Here is a 19,458-nt window from a genome sequence, read left to right as displayed (position 1 = left end):
AGCGCATCACCTCGACCCGGGGCCGGTCGATCACCTCGATGCAGGCCATTTACGTGCCCGCGGACGACTACACCGACCCGGCGCCGGCGACGACGTTCGCCCACCTGGACGCCACCACCGAGTTGTCGCGGTCGGTGTTCCAAAAGGGCATCTTCCCGGCCGTGGACCCGCTGGCCTCCAGCTCCACGATCCTCGACCCGGCCATCGTCGGCGAGGAGCACTACCGGGTCGCCTCCGAGGTCATCCGGATCCTGCAGAAGTACAAGGAGCTGCAGGACATCATCGCGATCCTCGGTATGGACGAGCTGTCGGAAGAGGACAAGCTGACGGTGAACAGGGCCCGCCGTATCGAGCGGTTCCTGTCGCAGAACATGCTCGTGGCCGAGACCTTCACGGGTATCCCCGGTTCGACGGTGCCGCTGTCGGAGACCATCGAGGCTTTCGACAAGATCTCCCAGGGCGAGTTCGACCACTACCCGGAACAGGCTTTCTTGGGCATCGGTGGCCTCGACGACCTCGAGAAGAAGTACAAGGAAATCACCGGCAAGTGAGTTCCGTGAACGACGGGGTAGCGTCCACTATGGATGTAGCCCCGTCGTTTCCGTATCGCCGGTGTGCTCGCACGTCGGCGTGCCCAGTACACTGGGGGAACGCGCGTGAGGCATGAAGGAGAGCTACGTGGCTGAGATGTCCGTCGAGCTGGTGGCTGTCGAACGCCGCCTGTGGTCCGGTACGGCGCAGTTCGTCGCCGCGCAGACCACTGAGGGCGAGATCGGAATCCTGCCCGGCCACGAACCCGTGCTCGGTCAGCTCGTCGAGGGCGGTGTCGTGAAGGTGACGACCACTGACGGGAACACGGTGACCGCGGCCGTGCACGGCGGGTTCCTGTCGGTCACGGGCGACAGCGTCAGCGTTCTCGCCGAGTCCGCCGAGTTGGGCGACGAGATCGACGTGGAGCAAGCGCGCCGCGCGCTGGCCGAGGAGGACGAGACCGAACGCGCGAGGGCCGCTGCCAGGCTTCGAGCGGCTGGTCAATCGGTCTGACCGGGACGAGCGGGAGCCGACCATGGACATTGTCACTCTGGTCCTGGCGCTCCTGCTCGTGCTGCTCGTCGTCGCACTGTGCTACACGCTGCGGTGGGTGTTCATGCGCCGCCACGGCGGGGTCAGTGTGGCGCTGCGGTGGAATCCGGACCATGAACGGTCCGGATGGCACCTCGGGGTCGGCCGGTATCGTGGTGAGGAATTCGTCTGGTATCGCGTGTGGAGCTTGCGCATCGGCCCGAGTCGGATTTTCCGCCGGGACACGCTCCAGATCGTCGCGCGGCGCGATCCGGTGGGTACGGAGTCCTATGCCGTCCCCGCGGGTTCGCGGGTATTGCGGTGCCGGTCGGATGACGACGAGCCGATCGAGATTGCCATGGGACCTGGAGCTCTGACGGGTTTTCTGTCCTGGTTGGAGTCCGCTCCGCCGGGAAGACGGCTGCCTCGAGCGAGCTGACGACTTCGCTCCTCGACACGGTTCAACGCCCCGCACGTGTTCCCGGTGCCGGGGCGTTGTCCGTGCACGGTGGCTGAGCTTTCAGCGCTCGCCTCCGGGCTTCCACAGTACGTCGCCGCCGGGGTTGGCCACTCGGGCCAGGATGAACAGTAGGTCGGACAGGCGGTTGAGATAGGTGACCGCGAGGGTGTTGGTGCCGTCGGGGTCTGCCTCGGCCAGCGCCCACGCCGACCGCTCGGCCCTGCGTGCCACCGTGCGCGCTTGATGCAGCAGCGCCGCCCCGGGCGTACCGCCGGGGAGGATGAACGACGTCAGCTTGCCCACGCGCTCGTTGAACTCGTCGCACCAGCCTTCGAGGCGGTCGACGTAGTCCTGTGTGATCCGCAGCGGGGGATAGGGCGGGTCGTCCACCACGGGAGTGCTCAAATCGGCGCCGACGTCGAACAGATCGTTCTGCACCCGCCTTAACACCTGTGCGATGTCGTCGGGCAACGCACCGAGCGCGAGAGCGACGCCGACGACCGAGTTGGTCTCGTCGACGTCCGCGTACGCACCGAGGCGTGGATCGGTCTTGGGGACACGGGTGCCGTCGCCGAGCGCTGTGGTTCCGCTGTCACCGACTCGGGTGTAGACGCGGTTGATCCGTACGGGCATGGCGGCAGTCTACGGTGGGCAACCACGAACAGGTAGGTGAAGCCGGCGGGGGTGCTCGCCACAAGGCGTGCGACCTTGCTCGAAGTGCGTCTATCGTCTTGTAGTGTCCGAACGTTTCAATAGGTGCGATCTTGTGACCTGGTTGATCGGTAACGTGCCCCAGCGCACACGCCCGTACCGTGCCGGGCATGATGGGCGACCATGAGCGAGCACTTCGACGTGTACGGCGGTGCGCGTCTGGTCGGTGAGGTCGAGGTTGTCGGCGCGAAGAATAGCGTGCTGAAGCTGATGGCGGCGGCACTGCTCGCCGAAGGGACCACCACGATCAGGAACTGCCCGCGGATTCTCGATGTCCCGTTGATGGCCGACGTGTTGCGCAGCGTGGGCTGCGAGGTCGAGCTGGACGGCGACGTCACGCGGATCACCACGCCCGCGGAGCTGTCGTACCGCGCCGACTCCGCAGCGATGGGCAAGCTACGTGCTTCCGTGTGCGTGCTCGGTCCTTTGGTGGGGCGGCTGAAGAAGGCGGTGGTCGCTCTCCCGGGCGGTGACGCCATCGGCTCGAGGCCCCTGGACATGCATCAGAACGGCCTGCGCAAACTCGGGGCGACGAGCACCATCGAGCACGGTTGTGTGGTCGCCGAGGCCGACGGCCTGCACGGGGCACAGATCTGGCTGGATTTCCCCAGTGTGGGCGCGACCGAGAACATCCTGATGGCCGCGGTCCTGGCCGAGGGCACCACGGTGATCGACAACGCGGCTCGCGAGCCGGAGATCGTCGATCTGTGCACGATGCTGACCGAGATGGGTGCACGTATCGAAGGGGCGGGCACGTCGACGTTGACGGTCGAGGGCGTGGACATGTTGCGGCCCACCGACCACCACGTGATCGGCGACCGTATCGTCGGCGCGACGTGGGCGTTCGCCGCCGCTATGACGCGTGGTGACGTGACGGTGATGGGCGTGAACCCGCACCACCTCGACCTCGTGTTGGAGAAGTTGAGGTTGGCGGGGGCCGATGTCACGACGTTCGACGACAAGGGTTTCCGTGTCGTGCAGGCCGATCGCCCGCGTGCGGTGGACTTCGTGACACTGCCGTACCCGGGTTTCGCCACGGACCTGCAGCCGTTCGCGGTGGCGTTGTCGTCGGTGTCCGAGGGTACGTCGATGATCACGGAGAACGTCTACGAGGCGCGGTTCCGATTCATCGAGGAGATGGTGCGGCTCGGCGCCGATGCCAGGACCGATGGGCACCACGCCGTGGTGCGTGGCGTGGAGCGGTTGTCGAGCGCGCCGGTGTGGGCATCGGACATCCGGGCGGGCGCGGGGCTGGTGCTCGCGGGCCTGTGTGCCGAAGGGGTCACCCAGGTGTGGGACGTCTTCCACATCGACCGCGGTTATCCCGAGTTCGTCGAAAACCTCAATCGCCTCGGCGCGCGGGTGGAGCGAGTGTCGAGCGAACCCGATCGCGTGGTGACCGAGTAACACCATCGATCATCCTTCGGCGGCGAGGGCCGCACCGAAGCCGAGAAGCGTGGCGCCGGTGGCTATGTCCAAGCCTCGGCGCACGCTTCTGCGTTGGAGCCACGTGCGTACTGTGTGCACGAATGCGACCAGCAGAAGCAGCCACAACGCGCCCAGTACCGCCACTGTGTAGGCGAGGAGAAGGGTGTCGCTCGTCGTGCTGTGTACGGGATCGATGAACTGCGGTAGCACGGACAGATAAAGGGCGAGCACCTTCGGGTTCGTCACGTTGGAGAGGAACCCTTCCCGGAACCTCCGGAAGCCGCTGCTCTGCGCTCCGGTGGCGTCGACGGCCGTGTACTCTCCCCTCTTCGCCGACCTCAGTGCCTGTACGCCGAGGTAACAGAGGTAGGCGACGCCGAGCCAGCGCAGCGTGTGGAACACCGGCTGCGATTCGACGATCAGCGTGCCGATGCCGAACGCCACCGCTGTGCCCTGTACGACGTTGCCGGTCGCGATCCCGACGGTCGCCAACAGCCCACCGCGGAACCCGCCGGCGAACGAATTCTTGAGCGTCACCACAGTGTCGGGGCCGGGCGCGAGCACGACGAAAATCACAAGCACGAGGTAACTGCCGTACGTACTCCACGTCACACCGCCGAGCGTAGTCGGCTGCCCAACGTGCTCGATGTGGAGCGGTGTGTAGCTGGCAGTGACCACGGATGACCACGGATGTCGTTGCTCGTCGTGTCCTTAATTCTCGTGGGTGACATCGTTGAGCTGCGGAATCAGTGTGCCGGTTCTAGCGTCGAAAGTGGAATTCCCACTTTGTCGGCAACGAGGGTGAAATCGTCGTCTCCGGGTCCGGAGATCGGAGTCAAGAGGCCAGCTGGCGGTATTTGTGGAGGCGCGATGTTGATCTCGTTCTGATAACGGACGATCATTACTGTTTTGACCCGATCGCGCGTGCCCCCTAACGTTCGGTGACTATGTAGAGATCCATCGTTCGCCTGAGTCGGCGAACCGACCCAATCGATTGGGGTGTGACCTTGGCTCAAGGTGAGTGGGCGAGACGAGCTTTGTCTCGGCGCACGGCGATGAAAGGCGCGATGGCGATCGGTCTCGCCGCCTCATTGGCAGCATGCACGGAAGCCCCACAAACGGGTGGTCAAGGCGGCGGAAACACGCTTCAGCGAATACGTGACACCGGCACCGTGAAAATCGGCATCGCAGGCGAGATCCCCTACGGATTCACACAGGACGGCGAAGTCACCGGCGAGTCGCCGGAGGTCGCGAAGGCTGTCTTCAAGGCGCTCGGTGTCGAGGACGTCCAGGCGACTCAGGTGGACTTCAACCAGCTGATCCCCGCGTTGGGGGCGGGCCAGTACGACATGGTGGCCGCGGGTATGGCGATCATTCCCGAGCGGTGTCGACAGGCGCAGTTCTCGACCATCGACTACGTCACTAACACCGCGTTCCTGGTTCCGCAGGGCAATCCCCAGGACGTGACTTCCTTCGAGGACGTCAAGGAGAAGGGGGTGGGGCTCGCGGTGCTGTCGGGCACGATCGAGCAGCAGGTCGCCAAATCACTGAACGTCGGCGACATCCAGACCTACGGCGGACAGTCTGAGCTGTTGCAGGCATTGCAGGCGGGACGGGCTTACGCCGGTGCGCTCACCGACATCTCGCTGCGCGCGCTGTTGGATCAGAACCCGGGGGTCGATTTCGAGGTCACCGAGGGCTTCGTGCCCGTGGTGGACGGCAAGGAGCAGATCCAGGCGGGCGGCTTCGTGTTCCGCAAGGGGAACGACGACCTGGTGAACGCCTTCAACGAGGAACTCACCAAGCTGCACGACAACGGCCGGTGGCTGGAGATCGTCGAGCCATTTGGTTTCACGGAGGACAACCTGCCGCCCGAGGACATCACTACCGAGCAGTTGTGTTCCGGCGAGTGATGCCGAACGGGACCCGGTAACAGAATATGTTCGACAACACTGCCCATTTCGTCTCCACCATCGCTGATGGCCTGCTGGTGACATTGCAGGCCACGGTAGGCGGCATCGTCTTCGCCACGATACTGTCCTTTGTGGCCGGCCTGGCGATGTTGTCGCGGTTCGTCGTGGTGCGGGCCGTCGCGCGGACCTACGTCGAGATCTGGAGGGGAACCTCCGAGGTCGTTCAGCTGTTTTGGATCTACTTTGTCCTTCCGGTGCTGACCGGCTTCCAACTTCTGCCGCTCTGGGCGGGCATCCTGGTTCTCGGCCTGAACTTCGGGGCGTACGGCGCCGAGATCGTGCGTGGCTCGGTGCAGGCGGTACCGAAGGAACAACACGAGGGTGCCGTGGCGCTCAACTTCTCCACCGGCCAGCGTCTACGGAGGGTGGTCCTGCCTCAGGCGCTCGTGGAGATGATGCCGCCGTTCAACAACCTGTTCATCCAGCTGCTCAAGGGCACCTCATTGCTGACGTTCATCACCGTGCCCGAGATGACGCATCAAGCGGACGTGGTGCTCGTGCCGTCCTACACCGGAGACGTCGCGCTGATCTTCAGCATCCTGCTGCTGTTCTACCTCCTAGTGTCCATTGTGATCACACTTGTCATGCGATTGATCGAACGATGGGCCGCTGCGAAGGTCGGTAGGACTCCGCCCAAACGGGAAAAGGCGATCGCGCAGGGTGGTGGTGTCGCGTGAACTCCGTTTGGGACTGGGATTTCGCCTTCGAAGTCCTGCCCGACATCCTCAACGGGTTATTGGTCACCATCCAGGCCACCGGACTCGGCTCCGTGCTCGCATACGTACTGGGTCTGGTGTTCGCGTTGTTGCGCCGGTCGCCGATCCGGCTCGTCAGCGGGACCACCTGGCTGTTCATGGAACTCGTGCGCAGCACGCCGTTGCTGGTACAGCTGTTCTTCCTCTTCTACGTCCTGCCGCTGGTCGGTATCACCCTGTCGCCGATGGTGACCGGTGTGATCGGGCTCGGCCTGCACTACGCCACGTACACGGCCGAGGTGTATCGGGCGGGCATCGAGGCCGTGCCCAAGGGACAGTGGGAGGCCGCGATCGCGTTGAGCCTGCCGCGGACACGCACCTGGACCGCGGTGATCCTGCCGCAGGCCATCACGCGCGTGTTGCCCGCGCTGGGCAACTACACGATCTCGATGTTCAAAGAAACTCCGCTACTGCTGGCGATCGGTGTGCTCGACATCGTGGGAGCGGCCCAGGAAGAGGCATCGTTGGCATTCCGATACGTTGAACCGATCACTATTGCCGGTATCTTCTTCCTCCTGTTGAGCTACCCTTCCTCGCTACTCGTCCGATATTTGGAGCGTCGTTTTGGACTCGCAAAGCAATCCGTCTGATTCCTCGGCCGACAACGTGATGATCCGCTTCGACCGGGTGGTCAAGAAATTCGGTGACAATGTTGTCCTCCGAGACCTGAGTTTCGATACCGAGGCAGGCGAGTTCGTCACCCTCATCGGCCCCAGTGGGTCGGGTAAAACAACCATTCTGCGTCTTCTGATGACGCTGGAGCGAGTCAACGGCGGCTCGATCGAGGTCGGTGGCGAATACCTGAGCCACATGGAGAAGAACGGCAAGCTCGTCCCCGCGGACGAAAAACACCTGCGCAAGGTGCGGCGCCGCATCGGAATGGTGTTCCAGCAGTTCAACCTGTTCCCGAACATGAAGGTGCTGCAGAACATCACCGAGGCCCCGATCCGCGTGCTGGGCCAGTCTCGGGACGAAGCCGAGGACAAGGCGAAGTCGCTGCTGGAGATGGTGGGTCTGACCGACAAGGTCGACGCTCATCCGTCGCAGCTGTCCGGTGGGCAGCAGCAGCGCGTGGCCATCGCGCGTGCGCTGGCGATGGAACCCGACGTGCTGCTGCTGGACGAGGTGACCTCCGCGCTCGACCCCGAGCTCGTGACCGGTGTCCTGGGTGTGCTGCGGGAGATCGCGAACACCACCAACATCACGTTCCTGTGTGTGACCCACGAAATGCAGTTCGCTCGTGACGTGTCGGACCGGGTGATGATGTTCGACGCGGGTCAGATCGTTGAGCACGGCCACCCGGAGAAACTGTTCACCGACCCCGACCACGAGCGGACCAGGGAATTCTTGCAGGCGGTGCTCAGTAGGGCGTAGACCCGGGCTCGGTGCCGAGCGCTTCGACACGCCGTGTTCGGGGCGCCACGAGCATCGCGGCGGAGGCGTCGAGGTTCGGGTCCTTGGGTCGTGTCGACGGGAAGGTTACGGTCGCAACATGGGTGGCTACGAGCACATCCTCGTCGCGCGCGAGGACGACACCGTGACGATCACCATGAACCGGCCCGCGCGGCGGAACTCGCTGTCCGAGCCGCACCTGAGGGAGTTGCTCACCGCCTTCACCGAGGTTGGGGAGAGCGATGCCACGGGTATCGTGCTGGCCGGTGCCGGGCCGGTGTTCTCCGCCGGACACGATTTCGCCGATGTCGCCGCACGTGATCTGAGGGGCGTGCGGGAACTGCTGCGGTTGTGCACCGAGGTGATGCGCACGATGCAGTTGGTGCCGCAGGTCGTGCTGGCCCGTGTGCACGGTCTTGCGACGGCGGCGGGTTGCCAGCTCGTGGCGTCGTGCGACCTGGCGGTGGCCGGGGAGTCGGCGGGGTTCGCGCTTCCCGGTGGCAAGGGCGGGTGGTTCTGCCACACCCCCGCGGTGCCGGTGGCGCGGTCGGTGGGACGTAAGCGGCTCATGGAGCTGGCGTTGACCGGCGACACCATCGACGCTGCGACGGCATTGGAATGGGGGTTGGTCAACCGCGTTGTGCCTGACGACGAACTGGACGACGCGGTCGCCGAGCTCCTCGGACGTGCCACGCGAGGTAGTCGTGCGGCGAAGGCGCTCGGAAAGCAGACGTTGTACGCGCAGTTGGACCGACCTGAGCAGGACGCGTACGCCGTCGCGCTCGAGGTGATGGCGGCGGCCTCGCAGTTGCCGGGCGCGCGCGAGGGGATGGCGGCGTTCTTGGAGAAGCGACCGCCCGAGTGGCCGGACTGACCTCGCCCGCTCCCGGAACTGCGAAGACGGCTACGCAGGCTGCGGACACGACTACGTAACTTGCGGACACGGCTACGCAGGCTGCGGACACGGTGTCAGTGGGCGGGGCGACGTTCCCAGAGAAGCAGGAGGGCGTAGGCGGCGACCGATTGGGCGTCGGTGATCTCGCCTTCGGCGATCATCTGTTCGACCCGGTCCCGGGTGAACCATGCCGTGCGCATGTCCTGTTCCTCCGGCTCCCGCTCGGGTTCGCCTTCGGTGAGCTCCGTTGCGAGGAACACGCGGCCTCGCTGACTCGACAACCCCGGTGCGACATCCAGCAGACCGATCTCCACCAGACTGCCCGCCGACAGTCCGGTCTCCTCCCGGAGTTCGCGTGCCGCGAGCTCCCGGGGTGGGAGTTCGGCGCGTTCGGGCGCGGTTCCTTGCGGAAACTCCCAACGGCGAATACCGAGTGGATAACGAAATTGTTCGACGAGTTGGACTTCGTTCCCGGATAGTGGAATGACGAGGGCGTAATCCGATTTGTCGACGACGCCGTAGATACCGTTCGAGCCGTCTGTCCTGCGAATTCTGTCCTCGCGGACCGTCATCCAATTGTTGCTGTATACCTCACGCGAGTCGATCCTCTTCATTCTGAATATTCTCCATGCTTCACCCGAAGGGGTTAGGGTCACACGATCTGTTGTCTCTCCAAGGAGTGATCTCGTGTCGAAACCGAACCTCTCTCGGCGGGCGTTACTGCGCTACTCGGCGGTCGGTCTCGCCGCGGTGGGGAGCGGGTCGCTGCTCGCCGCGTGTCAGACGACGAACCCCGAAACCGGCCAGGCCGAGGGCGCGGGCATCCAGCAACGGATCGACTCCGGCCAGCCGGTGCGGATCGCTGTGGCCAACGAGCCGCCGTACACGAAGCTGGGTGCCGACGGCGAACTGTCCGGGGCATCGCCCGACGTCACCAAGGCGGTCCTGGAACGCATGGGCATCACCGAGATCGAGGGTGTCCAGACCGACTACGACTCGATGATCCCCGGATTGGGTGCGGACCGGTGGGACATCGTCAGTGCGGGATTGTTCATGAACAAGACCCGTTGCTCGAAGGTCCTCTACGCCTCGCCCGACATCGTGTCGACCGAGTCGTTCGCTGTCCCCACGGGCAATCCGAAGGGACTGACCACTGTCGACGATGTGAAGAACTCCGACGCCGTCGTGGCGGTTCTCGCGGGAAGCTACGAGCTGAAGACCGCGAAGTCGTTGGGTATCGCGGAGGGCCAGCTCCAGACGTATCCGAAGGCGCCGGACGCGATGCAGGGCATGAGCGACGGTCGTGTGGACGCCGTCCTGTTGCCGACACTGACTCTACAGTCTCACAAGGATCAGTACGGCGGTGACTTCGACATCACCGAGCCGTTGGATTCGTTCCCCGTCACCGGTGCGGGGGCCGCGTTCCGCAAGTCCGACTCGGACTTCCATGCCGAATTCGACGCGGAGTTGAAGAAGTTCAAGGAAACCGACGAGTTCGCCCAGATCCTCGGCCAGTGGGGCTTCGCCGCCGAGCCCTCGCGTAAAGCGACGACCGAGGAACTCTGCGCGACCGAAGGATGAGCGTGGGAGGTCGTGCGTGGTCGAAGTCGCCTGAGTCGTCGGGACCGCACACGACCTCCGCTTGCGCGTCAACCCGCGGGGCGCATACGCCTTTCCACCCTGCGTAGCAGCAGTGCCGTGGGGTAACTGGCCGCCAGGAAGATCAGCCCGGCCAGAGTCAACGGCTCCAGGTACTCGTAGGTGTCCCCGCCGATGGTGCGCGCGGTGCGCAACAGTTCGGGCACGGTGATGAGCGCCAGGAACGGTGTCTCCTTGAACATCGCGATGGCGTAGTTGCCCAGGGCCGGCAGGACGTTGCGCACGGCCTGCGGCAGGATCACCCTGCGCCAGGTGGTCTGTGAGGGGAGTTGAAGAGCGACGGTGGCTTCCCACTGTCCTTTCGGTACGGCTTCGATACCGGATCGGTACACGTCGGCGCAGTAGCACGCGTAGTGCACGCCGAGTCCCAGGACACCCGCGACCATCGGCGACAGCGTGAGCCCCAGCCCCGGCAGCGCGTAGAATAGGAAGAACAGCTGGATCAACAGCGGCGTGCTGCGGATGAACTCGATGAACGCCGTCGTCGCCTGCGCCAGTATGGGAATGCGCAATTGTCGGATGATCGCGAAGACCAGTCCCAGTACCGCGGCGACCGCGATGCCGAGGACGGTGGCGACCAAGGTGTACTGAACGAAGTGCTGGAGCAGTTCGGGAAGGATGTCGAACGCGTAGTCCCAGTCCCAGTTCACCGGACCGCCACCTCCTCCTGGGGAACGGGCTTGCGAAGGCGGAACACGCTGCGTAGGCCCTCGTGCCTGCCGAGCTTCGCCTTGGCGGCGACTTCGGCCATATTGGACAGAAATGTCACGGCGTACGCGAGTACGAAGTAGATCGCCATCAGCACCAGGTAGATGAGGGTGCGGTCGCCGCCCGCCTCGTGGAAGCTCTCACCCATGGTCATCAGATCGACCAGTGAGATCGTGTAGAGCAGCGGAGTGCTCTTGAGCAGCTGGATGAACAGGTTGTTCATCGACGGGATCATCAGTGCGACCGCCTGTGGCCAGACGACCCGTGTCATGCGTTGCGTGGGGGACAGGTTCAGCGCGATCGCGGCCTCCCACTGGGGGCGGGGTACGGCTTCGATCGATCCGCGTACGACCTCGGCTCCGTAGGCGCCGTAGTTCAGACCGAAGGCCAGCACGCCCACCAGGATCGGATCGAACTTGATTCCCAGTAGCGGCAGTGCGAAGAACAGCCACCACAGCTGAATGGGCAGTGAAGTCCCACGGAAGAACTCGATCACGACTCTGGCGAAACCACGCGGGATGAGATTCGACGAGCGGGCCAACAGGCCCAGCAAAACCGAAGCCACCAGCATGAGAACTGTGCCGAGAGCCGTGACGAGCAGCGTGATGCCGAGTCCGCGAACGAGGTTGTCCGTCCAGTCGAACAGAGTCGGAATGTCATTCACTCGGTTAAACCTCTCGTTAGGGTCGGAAGATGACCCTAACGGGGGACATATACGGGTGGCGAGTATTCGTTTAACGGAGTCGCATACCCTCTCGTCGTGCGCTTAGTGATCGCTCGGTGCCAGGTGGACTACGCGGGCCGGTTGACGGCTCATCTGCCCATGGCCACGCGTCTGTTACTCGTCAAGGCCGACGGTTCGGTGTCGGTCCACTCCGACGACCGCGCCTACAAGCCGTTGAACTGGATGAGCCCGCCGTGTTGGCTGATCGAGGACGGGAACCTCTGGATCGTGGAGAACAAGGCGGGCGAGAAGCTCGTCGTCACGATCGAGCAGATCATCGAGGAGATCGAGCACGATCTCGGGGCCGAGCCCGGGCTGGTGAAGGATGGTGTGGAGGCACACCTGCAGGAGTTGCTCGCCGAACACATCACCACACTCGGGGAGGGTTACACCCTGGTGCGTCGTGAGTACCCGACCGCGATCGGTCCGGTGGACATCCTGGCACGCGACGCCGACGGCACGGCGGTGGCCGTGGAGATCAAGCGGCGGGGCGAGATCGACGGTGTGGAGCAGCTGACGCGGTACTTGGAGTTGTTGAACCGTGACCCGCTGCTGGCGCCCGTGCAGGGGGTGTTCGCCGCGCAGCAGATCCGACCGCAGGCTCGTACGTTGGCCGAGGATCGGGGGATCCGCTGTGTGACCTTGGATTACGACAAGCTCCGCGGTATCGAGAGCAACGACCTCACGCTGTTCTAGCGGACGGCCGGCGAACAGCGACAAGGTCACGATGCGCGGGAACCGTGCACGGGCACGAAGAGGGGTGGATACCGTGCACACGTGTTCACTCGTGCTCTATCGCGTCGGATAACCGCTTGCTGTGCCATCGCGCTCGTGTTCCTCGCCGGATGTGCGGGTGAGGACCTGTCCAAGGCCAACTTCGAGCGCACCACGGTGAAGGCCGAGCCGGGGAGCGGCCAGGGGGGTGTGCCCGAGGCGCCGACCGACGATCCAGCCCTGTCGTTGTCCACTCTGCGTTCGGTGGATCCGTGTGGGTTGTTGCACGACGACGTCGTGGGTGCTTTCACGCCCGAGGGAGAGGGGCGGAACAGCGACTGGGGTACGTGCATGCGTGACTTCGTCGACACGGGTGGTAAGCCCATCAGCATCATGATGGTGCTCGGCACGGGTGGCTTCTTTGCCGATCAGGCCACCAGTGGTGTCGAGGGACTGCCGCTGACCGAGACGAGCAGCGACGAGAACACCTGCTACTCCGTGGCGGTGACGCAGAGCGAACCCGACATGGGCATCAGCGTGCTCGCGCAGCACGAACGCGGGGGAGGCACGCCGTGCGAGAGCGGGTACCTGGTGCTCCAGAGTGTGATCAAGCAGCTGCGTGAGAACCCGCCGATGCTTCCGCCGGGGGACGAGCGTTCGTTGAGGGATGTCGATCTCTGCGCGGTTCCGGATTCGAAGGTCCTGGAGCCTGCGTTCGAGGAGGGCGATGTCGCCGTGCAGCCGGGCGACCTGCATTCCTGCCAGTTCATGCAGGACGACATCGTGGTCTACGCGTATGCCCGCCTCGGTTACCCGGTATCGGTCATCGAAGGCACGGAGGAGGTCGAGCTGACCGACGACGTCACCGCTGTGATGAGGCCGGGCACCACGGACACGGCCGAGTGCGAGGTGTCGTGGAACCACCTCGGGCACTCCGACGTCGAGGCGGAGGTCGTCAGCCTGAACTACTACAACTACTCCAAGTCGGCCGATGTCACGGAGGCGTGCGAAAGCGTGACCGCATTGGCGGAGGGCATGGTGAAGGCCCTGCCGTAGCCGCGGAAGTTGGTTACGTTGAAAGCCGATACCCGCCACGCGTTGCCGCGCTTCGGAGGTCGGCATGAAAAAGATCATCAATGATCCGGCGACCGTGGTCGCCGACTCGCTCAGAGGTCTGGCCGCAGCCCACGCCGATCTGGTGCGGGTGGAGTACGACCCGAACATCGTGGTGCGGGCCGACTCGCCGGCGCGTGGTGTGTCGGTGATCTCGGGAGGGGGCTCGGGTCACGAGCCCTTGCACACGGGGTTCGTCGGCCCGGGCATGTTGCACGGGGCTGTACCGGGCCCGGTGTTCACTTCGCCGACCCCGGACGCCGTGCAGGCCGCGATCTCGGCCACCACGGGTGAGGCGGGAGCGTTGCTGGTGGTGAAGAACTACACCGGTGACGTGCTGAACTTCGAGACGGCCGCGGAACTCGCCTCCGCCGAAGGGCTGGACGTGCGCACCGTGGTGATCGACGACGACGTGGCCGTGATGGACTCCACGGCCACGGCGGGACGTCGCGGTGTGGGCGGCACGGTGTTGTTGGAGAAGATCGTCGGGGCGGCGGCCGAACGCGGCGATGACCTCGACGCCGTGGAGTCGGTGGCCCGCGCCGTTGTGGAGCGGGTGCGTTCCATCGGAGTGGCGCTGACGGCGCCGACCGTGCCGCACGTCGGGGAACCGAGTTTCGAGCTCGGGGACGATGAGGTCGAGTTCGGCATCGGTATCCACGGTGAGCCGGGCAGGGAACGCCTCCCGATCGAACCCGCGCAGGCTCTCGCGGAGCGCATGGTGTCGGCGATTGTCGACGACTTCCCCCTGGGTGAAGGGGAGGACGTCCTGCTGTTCACCAACTCGATGGGCGGTTCGCCTCTGCTGGAGGTCTACCTGGCACACGGGATCGCCGAACGACTGCTCGCCGACCGGGGGATCAACGTGGTCCGTAGGTTGGTCGGCCCGTACATCACGAGTCTGGAGATGCAGGGGATCAGCATGACGATCTTGCGGATGGACGACCGGCTGACCGAGCTGTGGGACGCGCCGGTGAAGACTCCCGCGTTGCGTTGGGGGATGTGATGGGCTGCACCGCGAACGATGTCGCCGCCGCTTTACGAGCCGCCGCCGACACCGTCACCGAGCATTGCGCCGAGCTGACCGACCTCGACCGGCCGATCGGTGACGCCGACCACGGTGAGAACCTCAAGCGCGGGTTCGAGGCGTTGGTGGCGACTCTCGACGAGGCGGTGCCGGAGACGCCCGGCGCCGTGCTCAAGGTCGCGGCCACCACACTGATCTCGAAGGTGGGTGGTGCGGCCGGACCGCTGTACGGCACGGCGTTTCTGAGGGCGGCCACGGCCGTGGGCCAGGCGGCCGAGCTGGATGCGAGCACGGTCGCCGCCGAGTTGAACGCCGGGTTGGACGGCGTGGTGGCGAGGGGTAAGGCCGAAGTCGGTGACGCCACGATGGTCGATGCGCTGAAGCCCGCCGTCGAGGCGGCACGGGCAGCGAAGGACGACGGAGTGGCGGCCGTGCTGTCCGCCGGCGCCGACGCCGCCGATGAAGGAGCGACCTCGACGAAACAGCTCGTGGCACGTAAGGGCCGGGCTTCCTACCTCGGTCAGCGCAGCGTCGGGCACCTCGACCCGGGGGCGCGTTCCACGGCGTTGCTGCTGAGGGCGTTCGCGGAGGCCGCGCGATGAGGGTCGGTCTGGTACTCGTGTCCCACAGCGCCAAGCTCGCCGAGGGGCTCGCCGACGTCGCCAAGCAGATGGCGCCGGATGTCACCGTGCGGCCCGCGGGCGGTACGCCGGACGGCGGGATCGGCACCGACTACGACTCGGTGGTCTCCGCGGTGCGACAGGCGGACGCCGGGTCCGGCGTTGTGGTGCTGTACGACCTCGGTAGTGCGCAGATGACGGCCGAGCTGGTGGTGGAGTCACTCGACGATCCGGGCGCGGCGGTGGTGGTGGACGCGCCGCTGGTGGAGGGCGCCGTGGCGGCGGCGGTGGCCGCCCAGAGCGGAGCCGACCGGGCGGGCGTGGCACAGGCCGCGACGGACGCCGGGCGTGGTCCCGGGAAGCAGGAGACTCCGGAGGCGGGGTCGGTCACCGAGGAGACCCCGTCCGACGTCGTGCGGACCGAACTGACGCTGCGTAACGAGGTCGGTCTGCACGCGCGTCCCGCGGCGTCGCTGGTGAGGGCCATCGCGGGGGTGGAGGCGGACGTTCGGTTGCGGTTCGGCGACGACGAGGCCGACGCGCACAGCGTTCTGGCCATCATGTCGCTGGGCGCTCGCAAGGGCGACCGCGTCGGTGTCGAGGCCACGGGGCCGCAGGCGCGGGAGGCCGTGCAGCGCATCGAGGCGTTGGCCGAACGCAACTTCGACGAGGCCTGAGCGGAGGCCGGGGCAACCCGAAGCTCACGTGCGTCGATGGCCGGGGCGGACCGCCGGTCATCGACGATGATCACCGTGGAGTCGTCGAGGAACCACCGAACTCGTGGGTGACCGGAGTTCGCGGGCCGACTGGGAACCCGTCGTCACCCGCACCCGCAGGCACCGCCGCAGCAGCCGCCGCCCGCCGGCGCGGGTGCCTGTGCCGAACCGGTCAGGGCGACCGTCGTCAGCAGCTTCACCGTGTCGTCGTGGCCGTTGGGGCACGAAGCGGGCGCGCTCGACTCACTCATCGGACGCTGTAGTTCGAACGAGTCCGCGCACACGCGGCAGCGATAGGCATAGGTCGGCATGGTCCGATTATCGCCGCCGCATGCGTTACGTGGGAGGCTGCCGAACTATGGACGCGCCTGTGATCGATCCGCGGACACCCACGTTGAGTGAAGTCACCCCGTCCGCCCTCGGCGCGCTCGGGGTGGACGGTTTCGTCGACACTCTCGGCTTCGGACGCCGGTCGCGCATCTGTGTGCTGCTGATCGACGGGCTCGGCTGGGAGTTGTTGGAAACCCATGCCGCGGACGCGCCCGTGCTCGCCGAACTGCGGAGAAAGCCCCTGCGGGTGGGCTACCCCTCCACGACCGTGGCGGGACTGGCCGCCATCGGTACCGGCGTCTCCTCCGGGGAACACGGCATGGTGGGCTATTCGTTCGAGGTGCCCGAGGTGGGCGTGCTGAACGCTCTGCGCTGGTGCAGGCACCCGGGCGGGGAAGACCTGCGGGACGTCGTGTCGCCCGAGGACCTGCAGCCCCGGCCTACGACGTTCGCCCTCGCCGCCGAGGCGGGCGTGGCCGCCACCGTCGTGTCGTCGGTCCAGTTCGCCGACACGGCCCTCACTCGGGCCGTGCTCTCCGGCGGAGACTACGTCGGCGTGCACGCCTTGGGCGATCTCGCGGCAGCGGTGTCGACGGCGCTGCGGGAACGGAACGGTTTCTGTTACGCCTATCACGGCGATCTCGACTTCATGGGGCACGTGTACGGGCCGGGGTCGCCCCAGTGGCGATTGCAGCTCCGCCAGGTCGACCGACTGGTGGAGTCACTGGTCGAGAACCTGCCACAGGACGCGGCCCTGGCCGTCGTGGCCGACCACGGCATGGTCGCGCTCGACGACACCGTCGTCGACGCCGACGCCGAGCCCGCCCTGCTGGAGGGAGTGCGGGCGCTGGCGGGTGAGGTCAGAGCCCGACACGTCTACGCCGTGGACGGTGCGGTGGACGACGTGTTCGCCGCGTGGAGTGAGACGTTGGGCGAGCGGGCGTGGGTGCTGCGCCGCCAGGACGCCGTGGAGCGCGGTTGGTTCGGTCCCGTGGCCGAGTACGTGTTGCCGAGGATCGGCGACATCGTGGTGGCGGCGCGGGGGCGTTCGGGTGTGCTGCGGAGACGACGGGAGCCGCTCGAATCCGGACTGGTCGGTCAGCACGGCTCGTTGACACGGGAGGAGCAGCTCGTGCCGCTCGCCGTCGCGGAGCGGGACTGACTCCCCGCGCTCGTAACGGTCTCCCGACTCCGGTTACCGTGGAAGGTATGCCCCGAAGGAACCGCGCGCGCCGTATCGAGCCCCGCCTCGGCTCGTCCACCGGTTGGGCGCGTCCGGAATCGGGGCCGGACGGCGATTGGCTGGTCCGCACGGTGCCGGGAGCCCGGGCGACCAAGACCTACCGTTGTCCCGGCTGTGATCACGAGATCCGACCCGGCGTGGCGCACGTCGTCGCCTGGCCCGCCGACGAATACGGCTCCGTCACCGAACGGCGGCACTGGCACCGCGGGTGCTGGCAGGCCCGGACCCGCCGGATGCCCACCCGCCGCCGCTGGTGAGGCCGCTTCAGCCGATGGACGGGATGTCCTTGCGGTAGTACACGGTGGGCACACCGAAGCGGAGGTCTCTTCGGTACTCGGAGAACGCCAGCTTCTCCGCCACTCTCCTCGCCGGACCGTTGCTCGCGCTGGTGATGACCACCACGGGATGGCCGGGTACTTCGCGCGCGACCCAGTCGAGCACCGCTGATGCCATCTCCGATGCGTAGCCGCGTCCCCAGGCTTCGGGGAAGAAGCGGTAGTACAGATTCAACACCCGTTCGCCGTCGAGCGAAGTGAACTGCACCCCGCCCACACCGAGCGCTTTGCGCGTCCCGGCGTGTTCCACCACCAGGTACCCGAATCCGTGGTCGGCCCAGTGTCGCCGCCACGAGGCGAACTGCGCATACGCCTCGGTCGGGGTGCGTGGCGAGAGCTCGTGCGGGTGGGTCTCCTCCGCGCATTGCAGGCCGACGACCACGGGCAGGTCGTCGTCGGTGAACGGTCGCAACACCAGCTGCCGCGTGCGCAAGGAGGCCGGCTGCCGTGTCATGCCCTTCGAATCTACTGGGTTCGGTCGACAATGGCCGTATGTCGGATCTGCCGTTGGTGCTGTTGCACGCCTATCCCGTCGATGCCCGGATGTGGAACTCCGTGCGGGAACCGCTCGCCGAACGGACCCGGCTGATCACCCCGGACCAGCGTGGTCTGGGTCGCTCCCCGTTGCCTTCCGGAGACACCGAACCGAGCCTCGACCACGCCGCTTACGACGTGGTGGCGTTGCTGGATCGGCTCGGTCTCGACAAGGTCGTGCTGGGCGGCTGTTCGATGGGCGGTTACGTGACGCTCGCCGTGCTGCGGCTCGCGCCCGAACGCGTGGGAGGACTCGTGTTCATCGACACCAAGGCGGAGGCCGACACCGACGCGGCACGCGAGAACCGGTTGGCTGTGGCCCGACGCGCGGAGACGGAAGGCGTCCACGGTTGGTTGGCCGAGTCGATGCTGCCGAACCTCCTGGGCGAGACCACGCGCAACCGCCGTCCCGAGCTGGTCGACCACGTGCGTGGGCTCATCGAACAGCAGCCGCCCGCCGGGGTCGCGTGGGCTCAGCGGGCGATGGCCGCGCGTGATGACGCCACCGACGTGCTGCGCTCGGCGGACGTGCCGTCGGTGGTGATCGTGGGCGAGGAGGACACCGTGACCCCACCCGAGAAGGCGCGTGATCTTGCCGACATTCTGCCCCGGGGAGAGCTCGTGGTGCTGCCCGAAGCAGGCCACCTGACGCCCTTGGAAGCCCCTGAAGGAGTGGTCGACGCGGTGTCCCGAGTACTGCGCTGACCCGTCTCTGACCAGGCAGGAAACAGGAAAGTGACGTAGTTAACGCGCCTGGGGAAAAGTCGGCGATTTGGGCGAGATACGCGTTCTCACCTGCGCTTTTGTTTTCGGCGTGACGATCTCGGTGGGCGCGGGAGTGGGATGATCGACAAGTGGGGACGTGATCTGGTGCTCCCGGTGCGCCGGTATCAAAAGGGTGAGAGATACGATCGCCCTTAGCCAACGTGGGTCCCCGCCCGTGGCGACAGCAAGATTCGCGGGGTTACGAGTGCAGGAGGCTTCAGTGACGGCCGTAGCGCCCCAGCCGATCGCAACGCGTCCGTACCCGACGCGAAAGCCGGTGAAGGGATCGACCCT

Annotated in this window: 24 protein-coding genes and 1 pseudogene; 18 read left to right on the top strand and 7 right to left on the bottom strand. The window is 66.0% G+C overall.

Annotated features, from left to right (window positions below; genetic code table 11):
- From M7H19_RS12055 to M7H19_RS12045, 3 genes and pseudogenes are all read left to right on the top strand, one after another.
- Positions 1–551: pseudogene (locus M7H19_RS12055) on the top strand (F0F1 ATP synthase subunit beta); the annotation flags it as partial.
- A gap of 127 nt (positions 552–678) precedes the next feature.
- Complete coding sequence (locus M7H19_RS12050; RefSeq protein ID WP_298180874.1) at positions 679–1,044, top strand: F0F1 ATP synthase subunit epsilon; 366 nt, start codon at positions 679–681, stop codon at positions 1,042–1,044.
- Positions 1,045–1,066: 22 nt separating this feature from the next.
- Positions 1,067–1,501 carry a DUF2550 domain-containing protein gene (locus M7H19_RS12045; RefSeq protein WP_298180873.1) on the top strand — a complete coding sequence of 145 codons (435 nt, stop codon included), beginning with the start codon at positions 1,067–1,069 and terminating at the stop codon, positions 1,499–1,501.
- An 81-nt stretch (positions 1,502–1,582) separates the two neighbouring features.
- On the opposite strand, the gene M7H19_RS12040 is transcribed toward M7H19_RS12045, so the two are convergent.
- Positions 1,583–2,155 carry a cob(I)yrinic acid a,c-diamide adenosyltransferase gene (locus M7H19_RS12040; RefSeq protein ID WP_298180872.1) on the bottom strand — a complete coding sequence of 191 codons (573 nt, stop codon included), beginning with the start codon at positions 2,153–2,155 and terminating at the stop codon, positions 1,583–1,585.
- 201 nt (positions 2,156–2,356) lie between these two features.
- On the opposite strand from M7H19_RS12040, the gene murA reads away from it, so the two are divergent.
- A complete protein-coding gene (murA, locus tag M7H19_RS12035; protein WP_298180871.1) occupies positions 2,357–3,640 on the top strand; it encodes a UDP-N-acetylglucosamine 1-carboxyvinyltransferase in 1,284 nt (427 codons plus the stop codon).
- A 9-nt stretch (positions 3,641–3,649) separates the two neighbouring features.
- Here murA and M7H19_RS12030 read toward each other — a convergent pair whose 3' ends face one another.
- Entirely contained in the window at positions 3,650–4,273 is a 624-nt protein-coding gene (locus M7H19_RS12030) for a LysE family translocator (protein ID WP_298180870.1), read from the bottom strand.
- Positions 4,274–4,716: 443 nt separating this feature from the next.
- Between M7H19_RS12030 and ehuB (M7H19_RS12025) the strand changes: the two genes are divergently transcribed.
- From ehuB (M7H19_RS12025) to M7H19_RS12005, 5 genes are all read left to right on the top strand, one after another.
- Complete coding sequence (gene ehuB / locus M7H19_RS12025; protein WP_298180876.1) at positions 4,717–5,574, top strand: ectoine/hydroxyectoine ABC transporter substrate-binding protein EhuB; 858 nt, start codon at positions 4,717–4,719, stop codon at positions 5,572–5,574.
- 26 nt (positions 5,575–5,600) lie between these two features.
- On the top strand, positions 5,601–6,311 hold the full coding sequence (ehuC, locus tag M7H19_RS12020) for an ectoine/hydroxyectoine ABC transporter permease subunit EhuC (RefSeq protein ID WP_298180869.1): 711 nt from the start codon (positions 5,601–5,603) through the stop codon (positions 6,309–6,311).
- Positions 6,308–6,979: an ectoine/hydroxyectoine ABC transporter permease subunit EhuD gene (gene ehuD / locus M7H19_RS12015; RefSeq protein ID WP_298180868.1), complete on the top strand. Its 672-nt coding sequence runs from the start codon at positions 6,308–6,310 to the stop codon at positions 6,977–6,979. Before ehuC ends, ehuD (M7H19_RS12015) begins: the two co-directional genes overlap by 4 nt.
- 19 nt (positions 6,980–6,998) lie before the next feature.
- Positions 6,999–7,763 carry an ectoine/hydroxyectoine ABC transporter ATP-binding protein EhuA gene (gene ehuA, locus M7H19_RS12010; protein WP_298180875.1) on the top strand — a complete coding sequence of 255 codons (765 nt, stop codon included), beginning with the start codon at positions 6,999–7,001 and terminating at the stop codon, positions 7,761–7,763.
- 118 nt (positions 7,764–7,881) lie between these two features.
- The gene (locus M7H19_RS12005) at positions 7,882–8,655 is read left to right on the top strand and encodes an enoyl-CoA hydratase-related protein (RefSeq protein WP_298180867.1); all 774 of its coding nucleotides are present in this window, start codon (positions 7,882–7,884) and stop codon (positions 8,653–8,655) included.
- A gap of 95 nt (positions 8,656–8,750) precedes the next feature.
- Here the strand turns inward: M7H19_RS12005 and M7H19_RS12000 are convergent, their stop codons facing one another.
- Positions 8,751–9,290, bottom strand: coding sequence for an NUDIX hydrolase (locus M7H19_RS12000; protein ID WP_298180866.1), 540 nt, complete (start codon positions 9,288–9,290; stop codon positions 8,751–8,753).
- A gap of 73 nt (positions 9,291–9,363) precedes the next feature.
- Between M7H19_RS12000 and ehuB (M7H19_RS11995) the strand changes: the two genes are divergently transcribed.
- Complete coding sequence (gene ehuB, locus M7H19_RS11995; protein WP_298180865.1) at positions 9,364–10,257, top strand: ectoine/hydroxyectoine ABC transporter substrate-binding protein EhuB; 894 nt, start codon at positions 9,364–9,366, stop codon at positions 10,255–10,257.
- A 68-nt stretch (positions 10,258–10,325) separates the two neighbouring features.
- Here ehuB (M7H19_RS11995) and ehuD (M7H19_RS11990) read toward each other — a convergent pair whose 3' ends face one another.
- Positions 10,326–10,985: an ectoine/hydroxyectoine ABC transporter permease subunit EhuD gene (ehuD, locus tag M7H19_RS11990; RefSeq protein WP_298180863.1), complete on the bottom strand. Its 660-nt coding sequence runs from the start codon at positions 10,983–10,985 to the stop codon at positions 10,326–10,328.
- A complete protein-coding gene (locus M7H19_RS11985) occupies positions 10,982–11,707 on the bottom strand; it encodes an amino acid ABC transporter permease (RefSeq protein WP_298180861.1) in 726 nt (241 codons plus the stop codon). The genes ehuD (M7H19_RS11990) and M7H19_RS11985 overlap by 4 nt, the downstream gene beginning before the upstream one ends.
- Positions 11,708–11,803: 96 nt before the next feature.
- Between M7H19_RS11985 and nucS the strand changes: the two genes are divergently transcribed.
- The 5 genes from nucS to dhaM all read left to right on the top strand — a co-directional run bounded on the left by nucS (position 11,804) and on the right by dhaM (position 15,918).
- Complete coding sequence (gene nucS / locus M7H19_RS11980; RefSeq protein WP_298180859.1) at positions 11,804–12,463, top strand: endonuclease NucS; 660 nt, start codon at positions 11,804–11,806, stop codon at positions 12,461–12,463.
- An 81-nt stretch (positions 12,464–12,544) separates the two neighbouring features.
- The gene (locus M7H19_RS11975) at positions 12,545–13,537 is read left to right on the top strand and encodes a hypothetical protein (protein WP_298180857.1); all 993 of its coding nucleotides are present in this window, start codon (positions 12,545–12,547) and stop codon (positions 13,535–13,537) included.
- 64 nt (positions 13,538–13,601) lie between these two features.
- Positions 13,602–14,600 (top strand): dihydroxyacetone kinase subunit DhaK, encoded by a 999-nt coding sequence (dhaK, locus tag M7H19_RS11970; protein ID WP_298180855.1) that lies wholly within the window; start codon positions 13,602–13,604, stop codon positions 14,598–14,600.
- On the top strand, positions 14,600–15,223 hold the full coding sequence (gene dhaL / locus M7H19_RS11965; protein WP_298180853.1) for a dihydroxyacetone kinase subunit DhaL: 624 nt from the start codon (positions 14,600–14,602) through the stop codon (positions 15,221–15,223). The genes dhaK and dhaL overlap by 1 nt, the downstream gene beginning before the upstream one ends.
- A complete protein-coding gene (gene dhaM, locus M7H19_RS11960; protein WP_298180850.1) occupies positions 15,220–15,918 on the top strand; it encodes a dihydroxyacetone kinase phosphoryl donor subunit DhaM in 699 nt (232 codons plus the stop codon). Before dhaL ends, dhaM begins: the two co-directional genes overlap by 4 nt.
- Positions 15,919–16,061: 143 nt before the next feature.
- Here the strand turns inward: dhaM and M7H19_RS11955 are convergent, their stop codons facing one another.
- Entirely contained in the window at positions 16,062–16,268 is a 207-nt protein-coding gene (locus M7H19_RS11955; protein WP_298180848.1) for a zinc ribbon domain-containing protein, read from the bottom strand.
- 47 nt (positions 16,269–16,315) lie between these two features.
- Here M7H19_RS11955 and M7H19_RS11950 point away from each other — a divergent pair, with 47 nt between their 5' ends.
- Positions 16,316–17,449 carry a nucleotide pyrophosphatase/phosphodiesterase family protein gene (locus M7H19_RS11950; protein ID WP_298180846.1) on the top strand — a complete coding sequence of 378 codons (1,134 nt, stop codon included), beginning with the start codon at positions 16,316–16,318 and terminating at the stop codon, positions 17,447–17,449.
- 47 nt (positions 17,450–17,496) lie between these two features.
- Positions 17,497–17,787 (top strand): hypothetical protein, encoded by a 291-nt coding sequence (locus M7H19_RS11945; RefSeq protein ID WP_298180844.1) that lies wholly within the window; start codon positions 17,497–17,499, stop codon positions 17,785–17,787.
- A gap of 7 nt (positions 17,788–17,794) precedes the next feature.
- Here M7H19_RS11945 and M7H19_RS11940 read toward each other — a convergent pair whose 3' ends face one another.
- Complete coding sequence (locus M7H19_RS11940; protein ID WP_298180842.1) at positions 17,795–18,319, bottom strand: GNAT family N-acetyltransferase; 525 nt, start codon at positions 18,317–18,319, stop codon at positions 17,795–17,797.
- A gap of 38 nt (positions 18,320–18,357) precedes the next feature.
- Between M7H19_RS11940 and M7H19_RS11935 the strand changes: the two genes are divergently transcribed.
- Entirely contained in the window at positions 18,358–19,104 is a 747-nt protein-coding gene (locus M7H19_RS11935; RefSeq protein WP_298180840.1) for an alpha/beta fold hydrolase, read from the top strand.
- Positions 19,105–19,458 lie beyond the last annotated feature (354 nt).

This window comes from Saccharomonospora sp. (genome assembly GCF_027317685.1).
Lineage (GTDB): Bacteria > Actinomycetota > Actinomycetes > Mycobacteriales > Pseudonocardiaceae > Saccharomonospora.
The sequence above is the reverse complement of the archived record's forward strand: the minus strand, read 5'-3'. Positions and strand labels throughout refer to the sequence as shown.